The sequence below is a fragment of the Polaribacter sp. Z022 genome, assembly GCF_023555495.1.
In the GTDB taxonomy this organism is placed as follows: domain Bacteria; phylum Bacteroidota; class Bacteroidia; order Flavobacteriales; family Flavobacteriaceae; genus Polaribacter.
Window position 1 is genome coordinate 153,756 of record NZ_JALCZO010000003.1, and the last position, 18,535, is coordinate 172,290.

An 18,535-nucleotide genomic window follows, 5' to 3' on the forward strand; every position below is an offset into this window, starting at 1 on the left:
ACTGATTAGTTTCGCTTTTTTTATATGCAAGCAAAATCAAAAAATATGATTTTTATATAAAATAAATATTAAATTAGCATATCACAAATCTCATTGTATGAAAACTTCAATAAAAATATTATTCATTTTTTTTACTTTAATAGTATCTAATAATACTTTTTCTCAAAAAAAAGAGAGGATTAAAATTTCTGGTTATGTTAAAGATTCTCTTAATAAACCTATAAAAGATTGTGTCATTTTTATTGATGATGTTAAACAAAAAAAGAAAACTAATAAAAAAGGATTTTATAATCTTAAGTTAAATAAGGTTCCCCAAAAAATAACATTCTACTCTAGTAATCATGGTCTAACAGAAATTAATTACCCAGGTAAGAGAATTATAAATGTTAAATTTAAAAAAATGGGGATTAAAGAAGAAACTAAGTATTCAAAACTTTTTAAAGTTGAAAAAGAAAACAAAAATAGGTTTAGATTTAATGATATTTATTCTTATTTAAGAGGTCAAGTTGCTGGCGTTAGAGTATTACCAGACAATACAATTATTGTAAGAGGAGTAACCAGTCTTAAAGGGTCTAATCAACCTTTGTTTGTACTTAATAAGTTAGCTATTACTTTAGAAGGTTTAGAATACATTAACCCTAAAGACATAAAATCAGTGAAAGTTATTAAAGGTTCTGAAGCCACTATGTGGGGTGTTAGAGGTTCTGCAGGAGTAATAATGATAACAACTTATTAGTACCTTTAACCATAATTCATATTTTAAAAATAAAATTAAAAAAAAGCGAAAATTATTAGTTTCGCTTTTTTTTAATTTTATGATATAATTGGTTTTATAAAATCGCCTATTTTATCAACGCCATTTTTTCCTAAGTACTTAATAAAAGCAGAACCAATAATAGTACCATTTGCATAATTACAAGCGGTAGTAAATGTTTGCTTATCAGAAATACCAAAACCAATAATTAACTTACTTTGTAAATTCATGTTCTTTATTCTTTCAAAATAAGCAACTTGATTATTAGAAATATCTCCTTTAGCACCTGTAATAGAAGCTGAAGCAACTACATAAATAAAAGCTTTAGAATAAGAATCTATTTTTCTAATTCTTTCTTCTGATGTATGAGGTGTAATTAAAAACACATTAGTTATACCATATTTTTCAAACAAATCTTTGTAGTGATTTTCAAATTCTACCATTGGTAAATCTGGAAGAATTACTGTATCAATACCACATTCTACTACTTTCTGACAAAATTTATCTTCACCATATTTTAGCATTTGATTTAAATACCCCATTAAAACCAAAGGTGTTTTATTTGAACCCTTTACTTCCATTAATTGTTCGAAAACAAGATCTAAATTAATTCCGTTTTCTAATGCTTTTTGGCTACTATCTTGTATTGTAGGTCCATCTGCTAATGGATCAGAATAAGGTAAACCTACTTCAATAAAGTCTACTGCACTTTTTTCTAAAGCAGAAATTACTTTTGTGGTATCATCTAACTTTGGGTATCCACAAGTAAAATAAATAGACAATAAATTTTTATCTTTTTTCTGAAATAATTCTTGAATTGAATTCATAACCTAGTCTTCTAAATGTTTGATATATGTACTTAAATCTTTATCTCCTCTACCAGATAAATTAACAACCACAACTTGATCTTTTTTAAACTTAATCTTTGATAAAACAGCCAACGCGTGGGCACTTTCTAATGCAGGAATTATTCCTTCAATTTTTGTCAATTCATAAGCTGCATTTAAGGCTTCTTTATCTGTAGCATCCATAAAAGTAGCTCTTTTAGAATCGAATAAATATGCATGCAAAGGTCCAACTCCAGGATAATCTAAACCTGCAGAAATTGAATAAGGTTCAATAATTTGTCCATATTCATCTTGCATTAAAATGGTTTTAGATCCATGTATAATTCCTACATCTCCTAATTGAGAAGTTGCAGCACTTTCACCTGAATTTACGCCTAAACCAGAAGCTTCAACCGCAATTAATTCTACTTCTTCATCATCCATATAATGATAAAATGCACCAGCAGCATTAGAACCTCCTCCAACACAAGCAATAATCGTATCAGGATTTTCCTTACCAGTTTTCTCTTTTAATTGCCACTTTATTTCTTCTGAGATTACAGCTTGTAAACGAGCCACCATATCTGGATAAGGATGAGGCCCAACAACAGAACCAATTAAATAGAACGTTTCTGGATGCTGAATCCAATAACGAATGGCTTCATTGGTTGCATCTTTTAACGTTTTAGAACCACTTGTAGCAGGAACAACTTTTGCTCCTAACATTTTCATACGAGCCACATTTGGAGCTTGACGCTCAATGTCTTTTTCTCCCATAAAAACGGTACAATCTAATCCCATTAAAGCACAAACTGTTGCTGTTGCAACTCCATGCTGACCTGCTCCTGTTTCAGCTATAATTTTGGTTTTTCCTAATTTCTTAGCTACCAAAATTTGACCAATTGTATTATTTACTTTATGAGCACCTGTATGGTTTAAATCTTCTCTTTTTAAATAAATAAAAGCACCATATTTTTCAGACAAACGTTTTGCTAAATACAAAGGACTTGGACGACCTACATAGTCTTTTAATAATGCTTTATATTCTTCTTGAAACTCATCAGATTGGATAATTTGAATATAATTATCTTCTAATTCTTTCACATTTGGATATAACAATTCTGGTATGAATGCTCCTCCAAATTGTCCATAATATCCATTTTTGTCTGGGTGAAATTTTGATTTTATTTTCATTGTGTAATTGTTTATCTGTTTAATCGTGTAATTGTTGAGTTGTGCTTTTTACACCTTTCAACTTTTACACAATTACACAAAAATTTCTTTTTTGAAATTTTTCAACTCTTCTATTTTCTTTTTCCCTGGTTCTATTTCAAACTTACTATTTACGTCTAGTGCATAAATTGGTAAATTAGATTTCAATATTTTTTGTACTTGCTCAACATCTTCCAACCCTATTCCTCCACTTAAAAAGAAAGGTTTATCAAAAGGATAATTTTCTAAAACAGACCAATCAAATTTAGTTCCATTTCCACCTCTTTCTTTTCCTTTTGTGTCAAACAAAAAGTAATCTACAACCTCTAAATAAGGTTTTAAAACATCAAAATTAAACTCGTCTTTTATACCGAAAACTTTAATGATTTCAACTTTATTTTTAGAAATATAATGTTGATTTTTCTTCTTTTTAATCTGCTTGTTTTCTTCAATCTTTAATTCTCTACTTTGCTCTAACTGAAAATTTAATTCTTTTATATATGCAACAGACTCATCTCCATGTAATTGAATTGCATCTAACCGATATTCTTCTACTAAAGAAATAACAATCTCAATATATTCATTAACAAAAACACCTGTTTTTTGTATTGAATTAGAAAATTCTGGAATGATTCCTTCAAAATTTCTTTTTGATTTTTCATAGAAAATAAATCCCAAATAATCAGGCTGCAAATCTGCAACTTGTTGGATATTTTCTACATATTTCATTCCGCAAACTTTCAGTTTCATATTACCTAATTTGATTGATAAAGTCTTGACAAGCTTCTCCAGGGTTCTCTGTTTTCATAAAGTTTTCGCCAATTAAAAATCCTTGAAAACCAAATTCTTTTAATCCTGTTATAATTTTAGGGTCAGAAATTCCGCTTTCTGAAACCTTAATACAAGTATCAGGAATTTGACCTGCCAACTTAATAGAATGCTCTAAATCGACTTCAAAAGTCTTTAAGTTTCTATTATTAATTCCGATAATCTTGTTATCTAAATCATTAATTTTATCTAAATCTTCTTGTGTGTGTACTTCGTATAAAACTTCTAAACCTAAGTCTGTAGCTAAATTTCCGTAGTTTTTTAATTCTTTAGATGTTAAGCAAGAAGCAATTAATAAAACAACATCTGCACCAATAGCTTTGGCTTCTACAATCTGAAAACCATCAACAACAAAATCTTTTCTTAGAATTGGTTTTTGTTGATTGATAACTCTTGCCTCCATTAAATCTGCCATGGTTCCTCCAAAAAAAGAAGTATCTGTTAAAATAGACTGTGCTGCTACATTAGCATCTAAATATCCGTTTGTTACTTCTTCTACAGTTGCTTTATCATTGATAATTCCTTTAGAAGGAGATTGACGTTTGTATTCTGCAATTATACCTGTAGAACCAACTTCTAATAAAGACTTTTTTAATGAAAAAGTAGTTCTTCCAAAACTTGGACTTTTAACTAAATTTTGAACAGGTACTTCTGCTTTTATTTTAGCTATTTCTTTCTTTTTAAATGCTATTATTTTATCTAAAATTGTCATTTGTATACTGATTTGTCATTTCGACTTTATGGAGAAACCTCAAATTATTAACAAGAGATTTTTCATCATCGTAATTTCTAATTCGTAATTCTTAATTGTTTAATTTCTTATTCCTTAACCTTAAAAAAAAGTAAACAATTATTCCAACAATCAATCCAATAATTGTTTGTTTAAACAGTTCTTTTGTTTGAATACCTAATGCCATTCCCATTAATAAAAAAGCAGGAACTATTAGAATTAAATTGTTTTTCTTTTTAGCCATCTTATATACTTACTAATTTGTCTAATGTTTGTTTTGCTTTTAATCCGAAAAGTGAATCTTTTGCTTCTTCAAAAGCAGTTTCAAAAGGTTTTGTATCATCTACAATTGTTAACGCAAAAGCAGCATTTGTTAACACCACATTATTTTGTGCTTCTGTACCTTTGCCTTCTATAATCGTTTTAAAAATTTTTGCTGCATCTGCAACAGAACTTCCTCCAAAAATATCTGATTGTTTCACTTTTTTCAATCCTAAATCTTCTGGATTGATTAACTGTTCTCCATTTTTAGTAAATAACTTAAATCCGCTTGTTAACGAAATTTCATCATACCCATCTAAAGCATGAATAATTCCGTAATTAATAACTTCATCTTGCAAAATATAATTGTACAAACGTGCAATTTCCATATTAAAAGTTCCTAACATATGATTTTTAGGCGAACTTGGATTTACCAAAGGCCCTAACATATTAAAAAACGTTTTTAACTTTAAAGCTTTTCTTGTTGGACCAACAGCTTTCATTGCTGGATGAAATTTAGGCGCATGTAAAAAACAAATATTTGCTTTTTCTAAATGTTCTCTTAAAACGTTTTCATCATTTGTAAAGTTATATCCAAAACTCTCTAACATATCTGAAGAACCCGATTGCGAAGACACAGAATAATTACCATGTTTCGCTACTTTTTGCCCAGTTCCTGCAACAATAAATGAAGTTAAGGTAGAGATATTAAACGTGTCTTTTCCATCACCTCCAGTTCCAACAATATCAATTGTATTATAATCTGATAAATCTACTTTTATTGATAGTTCTTTTAAGGCATCTCTAAATCCAGAAAGTTCATCAACAGTAATTGGACGCATCATAAAAACGGTCATAAATGACGCTAAATGGGCATCATTGTATTTTTCTGCAGCAATATCTTTTAAGATTTGTTTTGCTTCAGATTTAGACAATCTTTCATGGTTATATAATCTATTTAAAATTGCTTTCATTTCTTTTAGCTTTTAGCTGTTTGCAATTTACTTTTAGCAACATTTTCTATAAAATTGGTAACTAACTGCTCACCAACATCTGTTAAAATAGACTCTGGATGAAATTGAACTGCAGAAATATTATAAGCTTTATGTTCTATTGCTTGGATTAATCCATCTTCATCTCTTGCTGTAACTTGAATTTCTTCTGGAAATCCATTATCTGTTGCTGCCCAAGAATGATAACGAGCTGCTAAAAACGTTTCTGGAACATCTTTAAAAATAGTTGCTGAAACATCTGTAACTTTCATTTCTGTTGCTACTCCATGAAAAACCTCATCTAAATTGATAATGGTTCCTCCAAAAACTTCAGTAATTGCTTGTAAGCCTAAACACACTCCAAAAATTGGTTTAACACCTGCATAGGTTTTAATTACTTCCTTTAAAATACCAGCTTCATCAGGAATTCCAGGACCTGGAGACAACATAATAATGTCGTAATTTCCTACATCTGCAATACTGATTTCATCGTTTCTAAAAACTGCAGGAAAATCTCCTGTAATTTTTTCTACCATATGAACTAAGTTATAGGTAAACGAATCGTAATTATCTAAAATTAATATTTTCATTTATAAAAGCTTTTGGCTTTTGGCTTTTAGCAATTAGAAAAAAACTAACCACTAACAGCTAAAAGTATTTTTTATATATTCTCTGCTAAAATCAACGCTTTTTTTAACGCTGCTAACTTATTATTTACTTCTTGTAATTCTTTTTCTTCATCAGAATGAATAACAATTCCTGCTCCTGCTTGGTAATACAACACGTTATTTTTACTTACAAAACTACGAATTGCAATTGCCAAATTTACAGAACCATCCAGTCCAATAATTCCAACTGCTCCTCCATAAAATCCACGTGATTGATTTTCATAGGTGTCTATTAATTCCATTGCTTTGTATTTTGGAGCTCCACTTAAGGTTCCTGCAGGAAAAGTATCACCCACAATTTCTATTGGATTTCCTTTTAACTTTCCAGAAACTGTAGATACCAAATGAATTACGTGGCTAAAATATTGCACTTCTTTAAACACCTCTACCTCTACATTATCAGCATGTTTACTTAAATCGTTTCTAGCCAAATCTACCAACATTACATGTTCTGCAGTTTCTTTTTTATCTGCTGATAGTTTTTTACCCAACTGAATGTCTTTAGCCATATCACCAGTTCTTCTAAAAGTACCAGCAATAGGATTAATGGTTGCTTTACCTGCAGAAATTTTAATTTGTGCTTCTGGTGATGACCCCATTAACTTAAACGATCCATAATCAAAATAAAATAAATAAGGTGATGGATTTATAGAACGTAATGCTCTATACACATTAAATTCATCTCCTTTAAATTTTTGTTGAAATTGACGAGATAATACTAGTTGAAAAACGTCTCCTCTTTTACAATGAGATTTTGCTTTCTTAACGTACTCTATAAATTCTTCTCCTTTAATATTTGATGTTTCATCTCCAATAATTTCAAATTTTTGTGTATTGAATGCTTGTGCATCAATAATTGTTTGAATTTCTTTAATATGAGATTCAGTTCCTTCTTCAATATTTTCTATCAATGTCATTTCATCATTAAAATGATTGATAGCGATAATAAATCTGTAAAAACTGTATTGCATTAAAGGAATTGCAGATGGAGCTTCATTAACATTTAATTCTATATTTTCGAAATACTGCACAGAATCATATGTTGTATAACCATACAAACCATTAAACGATTTTAATTCTGCAGGACAATCTAAATCGATTGTATTGCTATATTTTTCGAAAATTGAATTGAAGTTTCTACCAATTTCTATATTTTCTAACTCAACTCCATTATGAGAAAAACTTAAATGATGGTTTTCTGCTTTTATAGAAACTATTGGATCTATAGCAATAAAAGAAAAACTTTCATCTTTACTATGATAGTCTGAGCTTTCTAACAACAAAGTGTTAGCGTATTTGTCTCTAAAACGTAAATACAGTCCTACAGGAGTTACTGTATCTGCCATTTTCGTTTTATGTATTGTTTTAAATTGTATTTTTTTCATTCTGATGATAAAAATTATCATAAAAAAAGGCTTATCGTGAGATAAGCCTTTTTATTATATTGTTACATATAGTTTACTTCTCACTTATTTAGATAAGAGAGTTCCACCACCATGTATTGTTTGTATTTTCTTTCATTTGAATGACAAAAATAAGATAGATTTTTTAAAGAGCAAATTTTATATGAACTTTATTTAAAATGTGTTATAAAATTATGTATTTATCTAAAAAATGAAAGGTTTAATGAATTATCCTTTTTTAAACCTTTTAATTTTTGAGTTAAAATTCCATTTCCAAATGATAAATATAATGAGAAGGTAAAATAAATTCCACAATAATATAAAAGCAATAAATGATAACCAAGTATCAAAACGAGCATTTTCAGTAATATAAAATATGCTATCACCATTTTGAAATTTTGATACTAGATGCCTTGTACCCCAGTTATTGCCTAGGTGAATTCCTATTGCAAAATATAAGGATTTAGACTTTAAAAATGCTGTTGCAAAAAGTAAATGACCAATTGGTATGGTAATTACCGTAAAAATAATCATGGGAGTGCTATTGATAACTCCAATATCAAAAACATGCACTAACATGAATAGAAATGAAAAAATAATATTTGCTTTTAAAACAGAACTGACTTCTATGGTTTTTTTAAATAAATATCCTCTAAAAAGAAATTCTTCTACTGCAACCATTGGTAACATTATATAAAAACCGTTTAAAATATTTTTATAGTTGAAAGTAGAACTTAAATTAATTGTTTCTCCAAAACATAAGGCTCTTAAATATTTAACCAATAAAAAAGCGATTGCTCCTATTAAAATTCCTAAAAGAAAAAACTTTAAATTTTTAATTTTAAAATCTAAGCCATAATCACTCAATTTCTTATTATCTGATTTTAATAAAACCCAGGTAGCAATACCAAGACAAATTGCAGAAGAATATGGAAAATATTGTTTTATTACACCTTTATTAAGTAATCCTGATACAAAAAGAGCTAAAAAAAATATTATAATAGCAAAAACGTATTTTGATATTATTGGATATTTCTTAATTAAATTTTTCATTTTTAAACGTGTTTGGTTAAACCTACTTTGGTTTTTATTTTAGGAGGAAGAAGTGAAATACATTTTATTTCTTTAAAAAGGGAATAGATAATGGATAGTTATATTTCCCTGAATTTAATGCAGCAATAATATTTGAAATTGAGGTTATAATTCCGAATAAAACAATAGCACCTGTTAAGAAGAAATTATAACCAGGAAAAGGAAAAAATAAAATTAAAGAAAGGATAAAATACAAAGTTATAGAACTATGAAAATTTACAACTGCTTTACCATGTGAATCATAAACCTTATTGTCTTTAGATTTTTGCAACCAAAGAAATGTTGGAAAAATAATATTTCCAAAAGGAATAATTAATCCCAAAAAAGGAATTGCATGTAATAACAACATCCATTTTCTTTCAACCTTTTCTTCATTAGGATTATCTATAACTATTAAATCACTTACTTCAACATCTAATCCTACAGCTAACAATTTTACAGTTTGTAAATGAGGTTGCACTTCTCCTTTTTCAATTCTTTGAATTGTTCGAACTCCAACAGTTGTTTTTTCTGAAAGTTGATCTTGAGTTAACCCTTTTAACTTTCTATGATACAATAAATTTTCTTTAATTGATTGTTGTTTCATTTTACTTGTTTTGATGCTACAAATCTAAGGCTTACTTCTTGTTTTTTACACGCCATTTAAATGTCACCTATCTGTCATTTTCAGCATTTACAAGGGTTAGAAGCTAATATAAAACAAAAAATCTCGCTTTCGCGAGATTTTTACACTTTTTAAGAAATTACAATTATATGTCTTATCTCATAATTTTCACATTCATTTCTTCTACCTTTTTATCAGATAAAATTGATGGTGCATTAAATAATAAATCTTCTGATGTTCCAGTTTTTGGAAAAGCCATTACTTCTCTAATAGATGCTTTCTTTTCTAAAATCATCATTAACCTATCTACACCCCAAGCAATTCCTCCATGAGGTGGTGCTCCATATTGAAACGCTTTGTACATTGTTCCAACACTTTTTATCATTTCTTCTTTGTTATAACCCATGTTTTTATAGGTTGCTTCTAGAATTTCTGCTTTGTGTGCACGAACTGAACCTCCACCAATTTCATAACCATTTAAGATTAAATCGTATTGTTGAGCAATAATAGTTCCTATTTCATCATCATTCCCATTCATATGCTTTTCTAAATCATAAACTGCTGGCATAGAAAATGGATTGTGTGTAAACGTCCATCTTCCTTCATCCGTTTTTTCAAACATTGGGAAATCTACAACCCAAGCTGGTCTTAATTCTTTTGGATTGATTAATTTTAAGATTCTTCCCAATTCTTGACGAACAGCATCTAATGCTTTGTTTGCAGTTGCATAATCTGCTGCAGAAAAGAATACAATATCTCCAACTTGTGCATCTGTTGCTTTAATAATATTAGCCGCAATTTCTTCTCCTAAAAACTTAATAATTGGCGATTGTAAATCGTTTTCATTTACAATAATATAAGCCAAACCACCTAAACCATTTTGTTGTGCAATGGCAGTTAAGTTTTCAATCTGACCTTTAGACATACGTTTGTTTCCTTGCTCTTGAGCAGAAACCTTGATACATTTTACAATTCCACCATCATCAATAGGTTTGCTAAATACTTGGAAAGTTGTGTCTTTTACAATATCAGTAATGTCTTGCATTTCTAAACCATAACGTAAATCTGGTCTATCACAACCATATTTATCCATAGCTTCTTTGTAAGTTATAACTTCGAAAGGACGTAAAATCCATTTTTTACCATAGATTTTCTTCACGATTTCATTAAACATTTTAGTGTTTAAATCTATAATCTGTTGCATACTCGCATATGCCATTTCAATATCTAATTGTGTAAACTCTGGTTGTCTGTCTCCTCTAGAATCTTCATCTCTAAAACAACGTGCAATTTGAAAATATTTTTCAAAACCACCCACCATTAACATTTGTTTAAATTGTTGTGGTGCTTGTGGTAATGTATAAAAAGAACCTGCCTGTTTTCTGGTTGGCACAATAAATTCTCTTGCACCTTCATCTGTACCTGCAGTTAAAATAGGTGTTTCAATTTCTAAAAACTCTTCTTCATCTAAAATATCACGTAGTAACTTAATTACTTTATGACGATTAACAATTGCTTTACGAACTTCATCATTTCTATGGTCTAAAAACTTGTATTGAAAACGAGTAGTTTCGTTTGTTTTCATTGCTCTTTTTATCTCAAAAGGCAATGTTTTAGATAAGTTTAAAATTTCTAAAGCAGCAGTTTCTAATTCAATTTTACCTGTTCTTAAACCTGCATTATAATCGTCTTCATTTCTTTGAACAACCACACCAGTAACCATAATTACAGTTTCTGGTTTTAGTTTTACCAATTCATCTAAATTCGGAAAAGTTTCTCTACTTAAACGAACTTGAAAAACTTGATTGCTAGAATCTCTTAAATCAATAAACATTAATTCTCCATGATCACGTACACTAGATACCCAACCAGATAATGTAACTTCATCATTTATAGAATCATCAGATAATTCAGAAATTTTATGAGTTCTGTATTCATCTTTAATTACAATTGGAACCGATTGTAATTCTTCTTCTACTTTTTGTTTTTTATTTTGAGTTGGTTGCTTATCGTTTTTAGCAGATTGATTTTGAGTTGCTTCAATTGGCTTATCACTAACAGCTTTTAAAATTTCTTCACGAATCACTTTTCCTGAAGCTCCTTTACCAATAATTTGAATTACTTTACCTACTAAGATTCCTGCTTTTCCTTGATTTCCTCCTTTAATATCTGCAGCAATAGCTTCGTTTTCTGCAATTACTTTGGCAACAGCATCTTTAATTTTATCTTCAGAAATCGTATTGTCTTCAAAGTATTTGTTGTAATCGAAATCTCTATCTTTTAAGTAAGATGTAATTCCGTTTTGAACTAAAACAGAGGTAATTTTATCATCTTTAAATAGTTGGAAAATTTCAATTAACTGTTCTACACTATGAATATTTGCATACTCATCTGCTTTTAAATTGTTAACTAAAGTTTTTGCAACAAAAGAAGGATCTTTAATTACATTATTTATCTCTACAAATGTTTTAGATCTTAACGAATCTGCGGTAAAAAACTTAGCATCTTGTGGTAAAACACCACCTTTTATTAAAATAGATTCTACAGCAAAAGGTAAAGAACTTACATCTACATCTATACTTTCTACAACTTGTTTTATGTTTACAAATGGTAAATCTGGTTCAGAAATAAAACGATAATCAGCTTCAAATTCTTTTTTACGCATTGTTTTGGTTTGCTTTAAATCTGCATCCCATAAAACCGTAGTTTGATCTGGTCTAAACTCTTTATTTTCTATGTAATAATTAAGTTGTTTTTCAATTTCTTCCTTTAAAGCATCTACCATAAACTTAAATGAATTTAAGTTTTTGATTTCTGTTCTTGGGTTTAAATCATAACTTCTTTTCTTACGTAAAGACACAGAAACATCCGATTTAAACTCTCCTTTTTCAAGGTTTGCTTCCGATATTTTTAAATTCTGAACAATTCTTTGAATATATTGTGCGTAGATTGAAGCATCTTCTATATGACGAATACAAGGTTCTGTTACAATTTCTATTAAAGGAACACCAGCTTTATTAAAATCTACCAAAGAAACTTTCTTTTCGTGCATCAATTTTGCAGCATCTTCCTCTATGTGAACTTGTGTTAAGTTTACTGTAAACTGTGAACCATCGTTTCTAAAACAAGAAACTTGTCCATCAGGAATTACAGGATTATGAAATTGCGTAATTTGAATATTCTTTGGATTGTCTGGATATTCATAATGTTTACGATCCCAAGAAATTACTTCGTTTTCAAAAGTAGACTTTACTGCTTTTCCAAAATAAATTGCTTTTTTAATAGCTTCTTTATTTATAGATGGTAAAACCCCCATTTGCCCTGTACAAACTGAACAAATATTTTTATTTGGCTCTTCTATTTCATGATTTGCACAAGAACAGAAAAGTTTAGTTTTTGTATTTAATCTAACGTGTGTTTCTAGACCGATTACTAACTCTAATTCGTGCTGTTTTAAAAGCTCATTTAATTGTGATAATTCCATTATATCGTGTCTTTTAAGAAGTTAGCAAACTTCAAAACAAGTTCGTCATTATTTTTTGCTGCAGAAATTTGAATTCCTGTTTCTGTTCCTTGAGGTACTGTTAAGGTTGGCAATTGCCCTAAACTAAAACCAACTGTATAAGCATCTGACAAATACATAGCCAAAGGATCTTTTAAACTATCACCAATTTTTGGTGGCGAATTTGGTGTTACTGGTGATAAAATTACATCTACTTCTTTAAAATCTTTTTCAAAATTTTCTGAAATCTGATCTCTTAAATTCAATCCTTTTAAATAAATTTCATCAGAAAAACCTTGAGATAATACTTGGTTTCCACCAACAATTCTACGTTTTGTTTCTTCAGAAAAATTTTCTGAACGTGTAATAGAATATGTATCTTTTAAATTATCTCCTTCAATTCTTGCTCCGTAATTTGTACCATCTAATCTAGATAAATTAGAAGCAGTTTCTGCCATTGCTAATGTATAATACGTAGATACTAACGTATCAGATTCAAAGAAATCTAATTCTTTAACTTCTATTCCTTTTGCTTTTATTTTTTCTATCGATGCTAAAAAATCTGACTTTACTTGAGCATCAATTGCTTCACTTTCTATAAAGTTTTTAAAGTACCCAACAGTTTTAATTTCATCTGCATTTAAAACAGCTTCTTCAGAAATTGCTTTTGATTGATACGTAGTTTGATCTTTTACATCTTTACCACTCATCACATTTAAAACAATTCTAATATCTTCTATTGATTTTGCTATTGGACCAACACAATCTGTAGAAGAAGCGTACGCCATAATTCCATATCTAGAAATTCTTCCATAGGTTGGTTTTAAACCATACACTTTATTGTAACCTGCTGGTTGACGAATTGAACCTCCTGTATCTCCTCCTATAGAAAAAACAGTGTAATCTTTAGCTACATTAACTGCAGAACCTCCACTTGAACCTCCACCAACTAACTCAGGATTTATAGCATTTTTAACTGCTCCAAAAATGGTGTTTTCAGAAGATGAACCGTGACCAAAAGAATCACAATTTTCTTTTACTAACGGAATTGCACCTGCATCTAACAATTTTTGAATTGCAGTTGCAGTATATGATGATTTATAGTTTTTTAACAATTCTGAACTAGAAGTTGTTAATGTTCCTTGAACCATATACACATCTTTAATTCCGAAAGGAATTCCTTCTAACAAACCAATTTCTTGCCCGCTTTCAATTTTAGCATCAACATTAGCTGCTAATTCTAAAGCTTTTACATCTAAAAGTGAATTGACTGTATTTTGAGTGTTTGATTTTAATAAATCTAATCTATCTTGAACTAACTGAGTACAAGAGATTTCTTTGTTCATCAATTGTTGATGAATTTGATGTATTTGCGATTCCATATTTATTCTTCTATCACTTTAGAAACAACTAAATATCCGTTTTTTTTGTTTGGAAAATTTTCAATGATAATATCCTTTTCAATTTGAGGACTATCAATTACTTCATCTTCTCTTAAATCATCTAAAGACACAGCATTATTATGATTTATATTAAAAGAATTATTATTTGATGTATTTGCATTTTTAATTACATCAAATAATTTACTTACAGTTTCAGACTCTTTTGCTCCTTTAATACTCGACAGAACGTCGACTGTCATCATTTTACTCATCTTTTCGATTTTAAATTAAAAAAGCCTTCCAAATTTGGAAGGCTTTATTTATATATTTTTAAACAACAACCTTCCTACCCTAAAAATTAGGATTATTGAAATTACGATTGTTATTATTATTTGTCATTTTTTAATTTTAACGTTGACAAATATAGACAGAATATATCTTATAAAAACTTCTTTTTTAAGATTTTGTAAAAGGATTGTTAGATTCATAAAATATCTACACTAAATTATGAATACATTAAAAAACCTTAAAAAAGAGAATTTTAATTAAATTTATTTTAAAGAAATTTGATATTGCATTACAAACATTCCTTTATAATTTTTTTGATTCATGGTAGTTGCATCAAAAATTGGTCTATGTTGATACCCAAAACTCATTTTTCTTCCGTGTTTACCATCCATTAAGAAGTTTACTGTAAAATCATAAACAGTCATTTGATCATTTAAAGCATCCCAATTAGCACTTTGAATTGCAATATTAGGTTGAATTACCATTGGATATCCTAAAAATTTAGATTTTTTAAAAGCGTATCCAAATTGAGTATACCAAGTGGTACCTGTACCAATCATTGGAAATGCAACACCTGCCCCATTAAAATCAGATCCTCCTCCTGAAGTAGGATTGTTTGCTCCTACATTTCTAATGTAATCTTTACCAAAATCGTAATCGTAAAAACCTAAATAAGCTGTAATTGCACCCTCATTATTTAAAGGTAAATTTAAAAAAGAATCTACAGCCCAATGTTTCATATCGTATAAATTAGTAGTTGCTAATAAAGCATCTCCATCACTCATTGCTTTTTCTTGAAACTGAAAACCTGCTCCAATATTAAAAACTTTTTTAGCTTGTAAATAGGTTCCAGTAGGATACGCTGATTTATTAGATTCATGCTCAAAAAATTGATACATTACATAAGAAGAAGTTTTAATTCTTGGTCTATTATTTGCAAAATCTACTCCTCCAGAAGGAATATTAGTAACAGCAATTGGGTTTCCAAAAGATAAACGATAATCTATTTTACCAACCTGACCTTTAACCCAAACACCTAAAACCCTACCAATATCATCAGTTTTATTTACTGTGTTTAATGAAAAAAGTGGAGAATCTAATCCCATTAATGTTTTATTAGAACGAACATTCCATCTATTTAAACCTTGCCAACCAGATTTACCAATACCAATTTCAAAAGCCTTACTAAAAGCATACTCAGCATACAAATCTAAAATTCTCATAGGAAAATTCTTAGATTTAAAATTATGATTATTTCCACCAATAATAGAATAGAAATATAACTTAGGAGTTAATTGAGAGGTAACAGGAATTCTTAATCTTCTTAATGAAACATCTGCATAAGTACTTGTAGGTTCACCATTTACTAAAGAACCTTCGTTTAAATCTGAATAACGCAACCATAATTGCGCTCTAACATTCCATTTAATTGTTGGTTTAAATTTTTCTTTTTCTTGTGCACTTACAAAAATTGATGACAATAAAATAATTGCTACTACAAAAATCTTAATGCTACTTTTTACTAAATTCATTCTATTCTTATTCTTAAATTAGCCACAAAACTATGCTGATATTATTTTGCATAAAGTGACAAACATCATGTTTAAAAAAATAATTCATTTTTTTACTAAAACGATTCCTTTAGGTTAAATTCTTAAAAAAATGAATTTCAAAATCTAACAAATAAACAACTTTCAATAATTTTATTATAATTTCTATTTCAAAATTTATAAAATTATAAAATAAGATGATTTTTAGAGGTTTTAAGACACTTTCTTAGTTATTAACATTTTTCATTTTTATTAACAAACACCTTTAAAAACCTATGTTTTTATTTATATTTGGTAGGTTGCATTTTTAGGCAACAAACCTATAAAAACAAATATTAGAGACAGATAATGAGCGAAGAAAAAAAACATAATTATGACGCTTCCAGTATTCAGGCGCTGGAAGGTATGGAGCACGTTAGAATGCGTCCGTCAATGTATATTGGAGACGTAGGTGTACGTGGTTTACACCACTTAGTATATGAAGTTGTAGACAACTCTATTGATGAAGCTTTAGCAGGACATTGTGACAGAATAGATGTTACAATTAACGAAGACAACTCTATTACTACTAAAGATAATGGACGTGGTATTCCTGTAGGAATTCATCAAAAAGAAGGAGTATCAGCTCTACAAGTTGTTATGACTAAAATTGGTGCTGGTGGTAAATTTGATAAAGACTCTTACAAAGTTTCTGGTGGGTTACATGGTGTAGGTGTTAGTTGTGTAAATGCATTATCAGATCACTTAACAGCTACAGTTCATAAAGAAGGAAAAGTTTGGCAACAAGAATACGAAAGAGGTAAAACTTTATACCCAGTAAAAACTATTGGAGAAACAGATTTTACAGGTACAATTGTAACTTTTTTACCAGACAAGTCTATATTCCAACAAACTACAGAATACAATTACGATACACTAGCTACACGTATGCGTGAGTTAGCTTATTTAAATAAAGGAATTACAATAACCTTAACAGATAAAAGAAATACAGATGATGAAGGAAACTTTATTGCTGAAACTTTTCATTCTACTGAAGGATTATCTGAGTTTGTAAAATATTTAGATTCTACTCGTGAGCAACTAACTGCTTCTGTAATTTCTATGGAAGGAGAAAAAAATGGTATTCCTGTTGAAGTTGCTATGGTTTACAACACTTCATATTCAGAAAATTTACATTCTTACGTAAATAATATCAATACTCATGAAGGAGGTACACATTTATCTGGTTTTAGAAGAGGTTTAACACATACCTTAAAAAAATATGCAGATGAGTCTGGATTACTTAAAAATGTAAAGTTTGAAATTGCTGGTGATGATTTTAGAGAAGGGTTAACAGCAATTGTTTCTGTAAAAGTTGGAGAACCTCAATTTGAAGGACAGACAAAAACAAAACTTGGAAATAGAGAAGTTTCTTCTGCAGTATCTCAAGCAGTATCAGAAATGTTAACTGATTACTTAGAAGAAAACCCTAATGATGCAAAAACTATTGTTCAAAAAGTAATTTTAGCAGCAACTGCTAGACATGCAGCACGTAAAGCCAGAGAAATGGTTCAACGTAAAACTGTAATGTCTATTGGTGGTTTACCTGGTAAATTATCAGACTGTTCAGAAACAGATCCTGCTCAATGTGAAATTTTCTTAGTTGAGGGAGATTCTGCAGGTGGAACAGCAAAACAAGGTAGAGACAGAAACTTTCAGGCAATTTTACCACTTCGTGGAAAAATCTTGAACGTAGAAAAAGCAATGCAACACAAAGTTTTTGAAAACGAAGAAATCAAAAACATGTTTACTGCTTTAGGTGTTTCTATTGGTACAGAAGAAGATCCAAGGGCTTTAAATCTATCTAAAATTCGTTACCACAAAGTAGTTATTATGTGTGATGCCGATGTTGATGGATCGCATATTGCTACCTTAATATTAACATTCTTCTTTAGATACATGAGAGAAATGGTTGAGCAAGGGTATATTTACATTGCTACTCCTCCATTATATTTAGTTAAAAAAGGACAAAAAAGAGAATACGCTTGGGATGATAACCAACGCGATTTAATTGCTCAAAAAATGGGTGGATCTGTTAATATTCAAAGATATAAAGGTCTTGGAGAGATGAACGCAGAACAACTCTGGGACACAACAATGAACCCAGAATTTAGAACTTTACGTAAAGTTGTTATTGATAATGCTACAGAAGCAGATAGAGTTTTTTCTATGTTAATGGGAGATGAAGTTCCACCACGTAGAGACTTTATAGAACGTAATGCTAAATATGCTAATATTGATGCATAAAGCCAAATATTAATTTTCATAAAAAAAACTCAACAAATTGTTGAGTTTTTTTTATGAAAATTAATAACCAAAATCAGCATTTAACCAACAAAAAAGCAACTTATCCCATAATATTTTAACATATTTTTATATATTAGCTTATATTATTACCCAAAA

General features: G+C 29.3%; 16 protein-coding genes. 2 read left to right on the forward strand and 14 right to left on the reverse strand.

The genetic code is table 11. The features are described from left to right. Positions 1-97 precede the first annotated feature (97 nt). Positions 98-736, forward strand: coding sequence for a TonB-dependent receptor plug domain-containing protein (locus tag MPF13_RS07560; RefSeq protein ID WP_249981748.1), 639 nt, complete (start codon positions 98-100; stop codon positions 734-736). Positions 737-813: 77 nt separating this feature from the next. Here MPF13_RS07560 and trpA read toward each other — a convergent pair whose 3' ends face one another. The 14 genes from trpA to MPF13_RS07630 all read right to left on the reverse strand — a co-directional run bounded on the left by trpA (position 814) and on the right by MPF13_RS07630 (position 16,075). After that, the gene (trpA, locus tag MPF13_RS07565; protein ID WP_249981749.1) at positions 814-1,581 is read right to left on the reverse strand and encodes a tryptophan synthase subunit alpha; all 768 of its coding nucleotides are present in this window, start codon (positions 1,579-1,581) and stop codon (positions 814-816) included. 3 nt (positions 1,582-1,584) lie between these two features. Then, positions 1,585-2,769 carry a tryptophan synthase subunit beta gene (gene trpB, locus MPF13_RS07570; RefSeq protein ID WP_249982321.1) on the reverse strand — a complete coding sequence of 395 codons (1,185 nt, stop codon included), beginning with the start codon at positions 2,767-2,769 and terminating at the stop codon, positions 1,585-1,587. Positions 2,770-2,847: 78 nt separating this feature from the next. Then, positions 2,848-3,543, reverse strand: coding sequence for a phosphoribosylanthranilate isomerase (locus tag MPF13_RS07575; RefSeq protein ID WP_249981750.1), 696 nt, complete (start codon positions 3,541-3,543; stop codon positions 2,848-2,850). Between the two features lies 1 nt (position 3,544). Continuing rightward, positions 3,545-4,333: an indole-3-glycerol phosphate synthase TrpC gene (gene trpC, locus MPF13_RS07580; RefSeq protein WP_249981752.1), complete on the reverse strand. Its 789-nt coding sequence runs from the start codon at positions 4,331-4,333 to the stop codon at positions 3,545-3,547. A 91-nt stretch (positions 4,334-4,424) separates the two neighbouring features. After that, positions 4,425-4,595, reverse strand: coding sequence for a hypothetical protein (locus MPF13_RS07585; protein ID WP_249981753.1), 171 nt, complete (start codon positions 4,593-4,595; stop codon positions 4,425-4,427). Between the two features lies 1 nt (position 4,596). Beyond that, the gene (gene trpD, locus MPF13_RS07590; protein WP_249981754.1) at positions 4,597-5,586 is read right to left on the reverse strand and encodes an anthranilate phosphoribosyltransferase; all 990 of its coding nucleotides are present in this window, start codon (positions 5,584-5,586) and stop codon (positions 4,597-4,599) included. A gap of 5 nt (positions 5,587-5,591) precedes the next feature. Beyond that, positions 5,592-6,194, reverse strand: a complete 603-nt coding sequence (locus MPF13_RS07595) for an anthranilate synthase component II (RefSeq protein WP_249981755.1) — start codon at positions 6,192-6,194, stop codon at positions 5,592-5,594. Between the two features lie 71 nt (positions 6,195-6,265). Then, complete coding sequence (locus tag MPF13_RS07600) at positions 6,266-7,657, reverse strand: anthranilate synthase component I family protein (RefSeq protein WP_249981757.1); 1,392 nt, start codon at positions 7,655-7,657, stop codon at positions 6,266-6,268. 246 nt (positions 7,658-7,903) lie between these two features. Further along, a complete protein-coding gene (locus MPF13_RS07605) occupies positions 7,904-8,728 on the reverse strand; it encodes a CPBP family intramembrane glutamic endopeptidase (RefSeq protein ID WP_249981759.1) in 825 nt (274 codons plus the stop codon). Positions 8,729-8,792: 64 nt separating this feature from the next. Next, entirely contained in the window at positions 8,793-9,353 is a 561-nt protein-coding gene (locus MPF13_RS07610) for a helix-turn-helix domain-containing protein (RefSeq protein WP_249981761.1), read from the reverse strand. A 172-nt stretch (positions 9,354-9,525) separates the two neighbouring features. Further along, positions 9,526-12,855 (reverse strand): bifunctional amidotransferase subunit GatB/aspartate--tRNA ligase AspS, encoded by a 3,330-nt coding sequence (gene gatB/aspS, locus MPF13_RS07615; protein ID WP_249981762.1) that lies wholly within the window; start codon positions 12,853-12,855, stop codon positions 9,526-9,528. Next, positions 12,855-14,255 carry an amidase family protein gene (locus tag MPF13_RS07620; protein WP_249981764.1) on the reverse strand — a complete coding sequence of 467 codons (1,401 nt, stop codon included), beginning with the start codon at positions 14,253-14,255 and terminating at the stop codon, positions 12,855-12,857. Before MPF13_RS07620 ends, gatB/aspS begins: the two co-directional genes overlap by 1 nt. 2 nt (positions 14,256-14,257) lie before the next feature. Beyond that, complete coding sequence (locus MPF13_RS07625; RefSeq protein ID WP_249981766.1) at positions 14,258-14,527, reverse strand: Asp-tRNA(Asn)/Glu-tRNA(Gln) amidotransferase subunit GatC; 270 nt, start codon at positions 14,525-14,527, stop codon at positions 14,258-14,260. Between the two features lie 279 nt (positions 14,528-14,806). Beyond that, positions 14,807-16,075, reverse strand: coding sequence for a porin (locus MPF13_RS07630; RefSeq protein ID WP_249981768.1), 1,269 nt, complete (start codon positions 16,073-16,075; stop codon positions 14,807-14,809). A 366-nt stretch (positions 16,076-16,441) separates the two neighbouring features. Between MPF13_RS07630 and gyrB the strand changes: the two genes are divergently transcribed. Further along, complete coding sequence (gene gyrB / locus MPF13_RS07635) at positions 16,442-18,379, forward strand: DNA topoisomerase (ATP-hydrolyzing) subunit B (RefSeq protein ID WP_249981769.1); 1,938 nt, start codon at positions 16,442-16,444, stop codon at positions 18,377-18,379. Positions 18,380-18,535 lie beyond the last annotated feature (156 nt).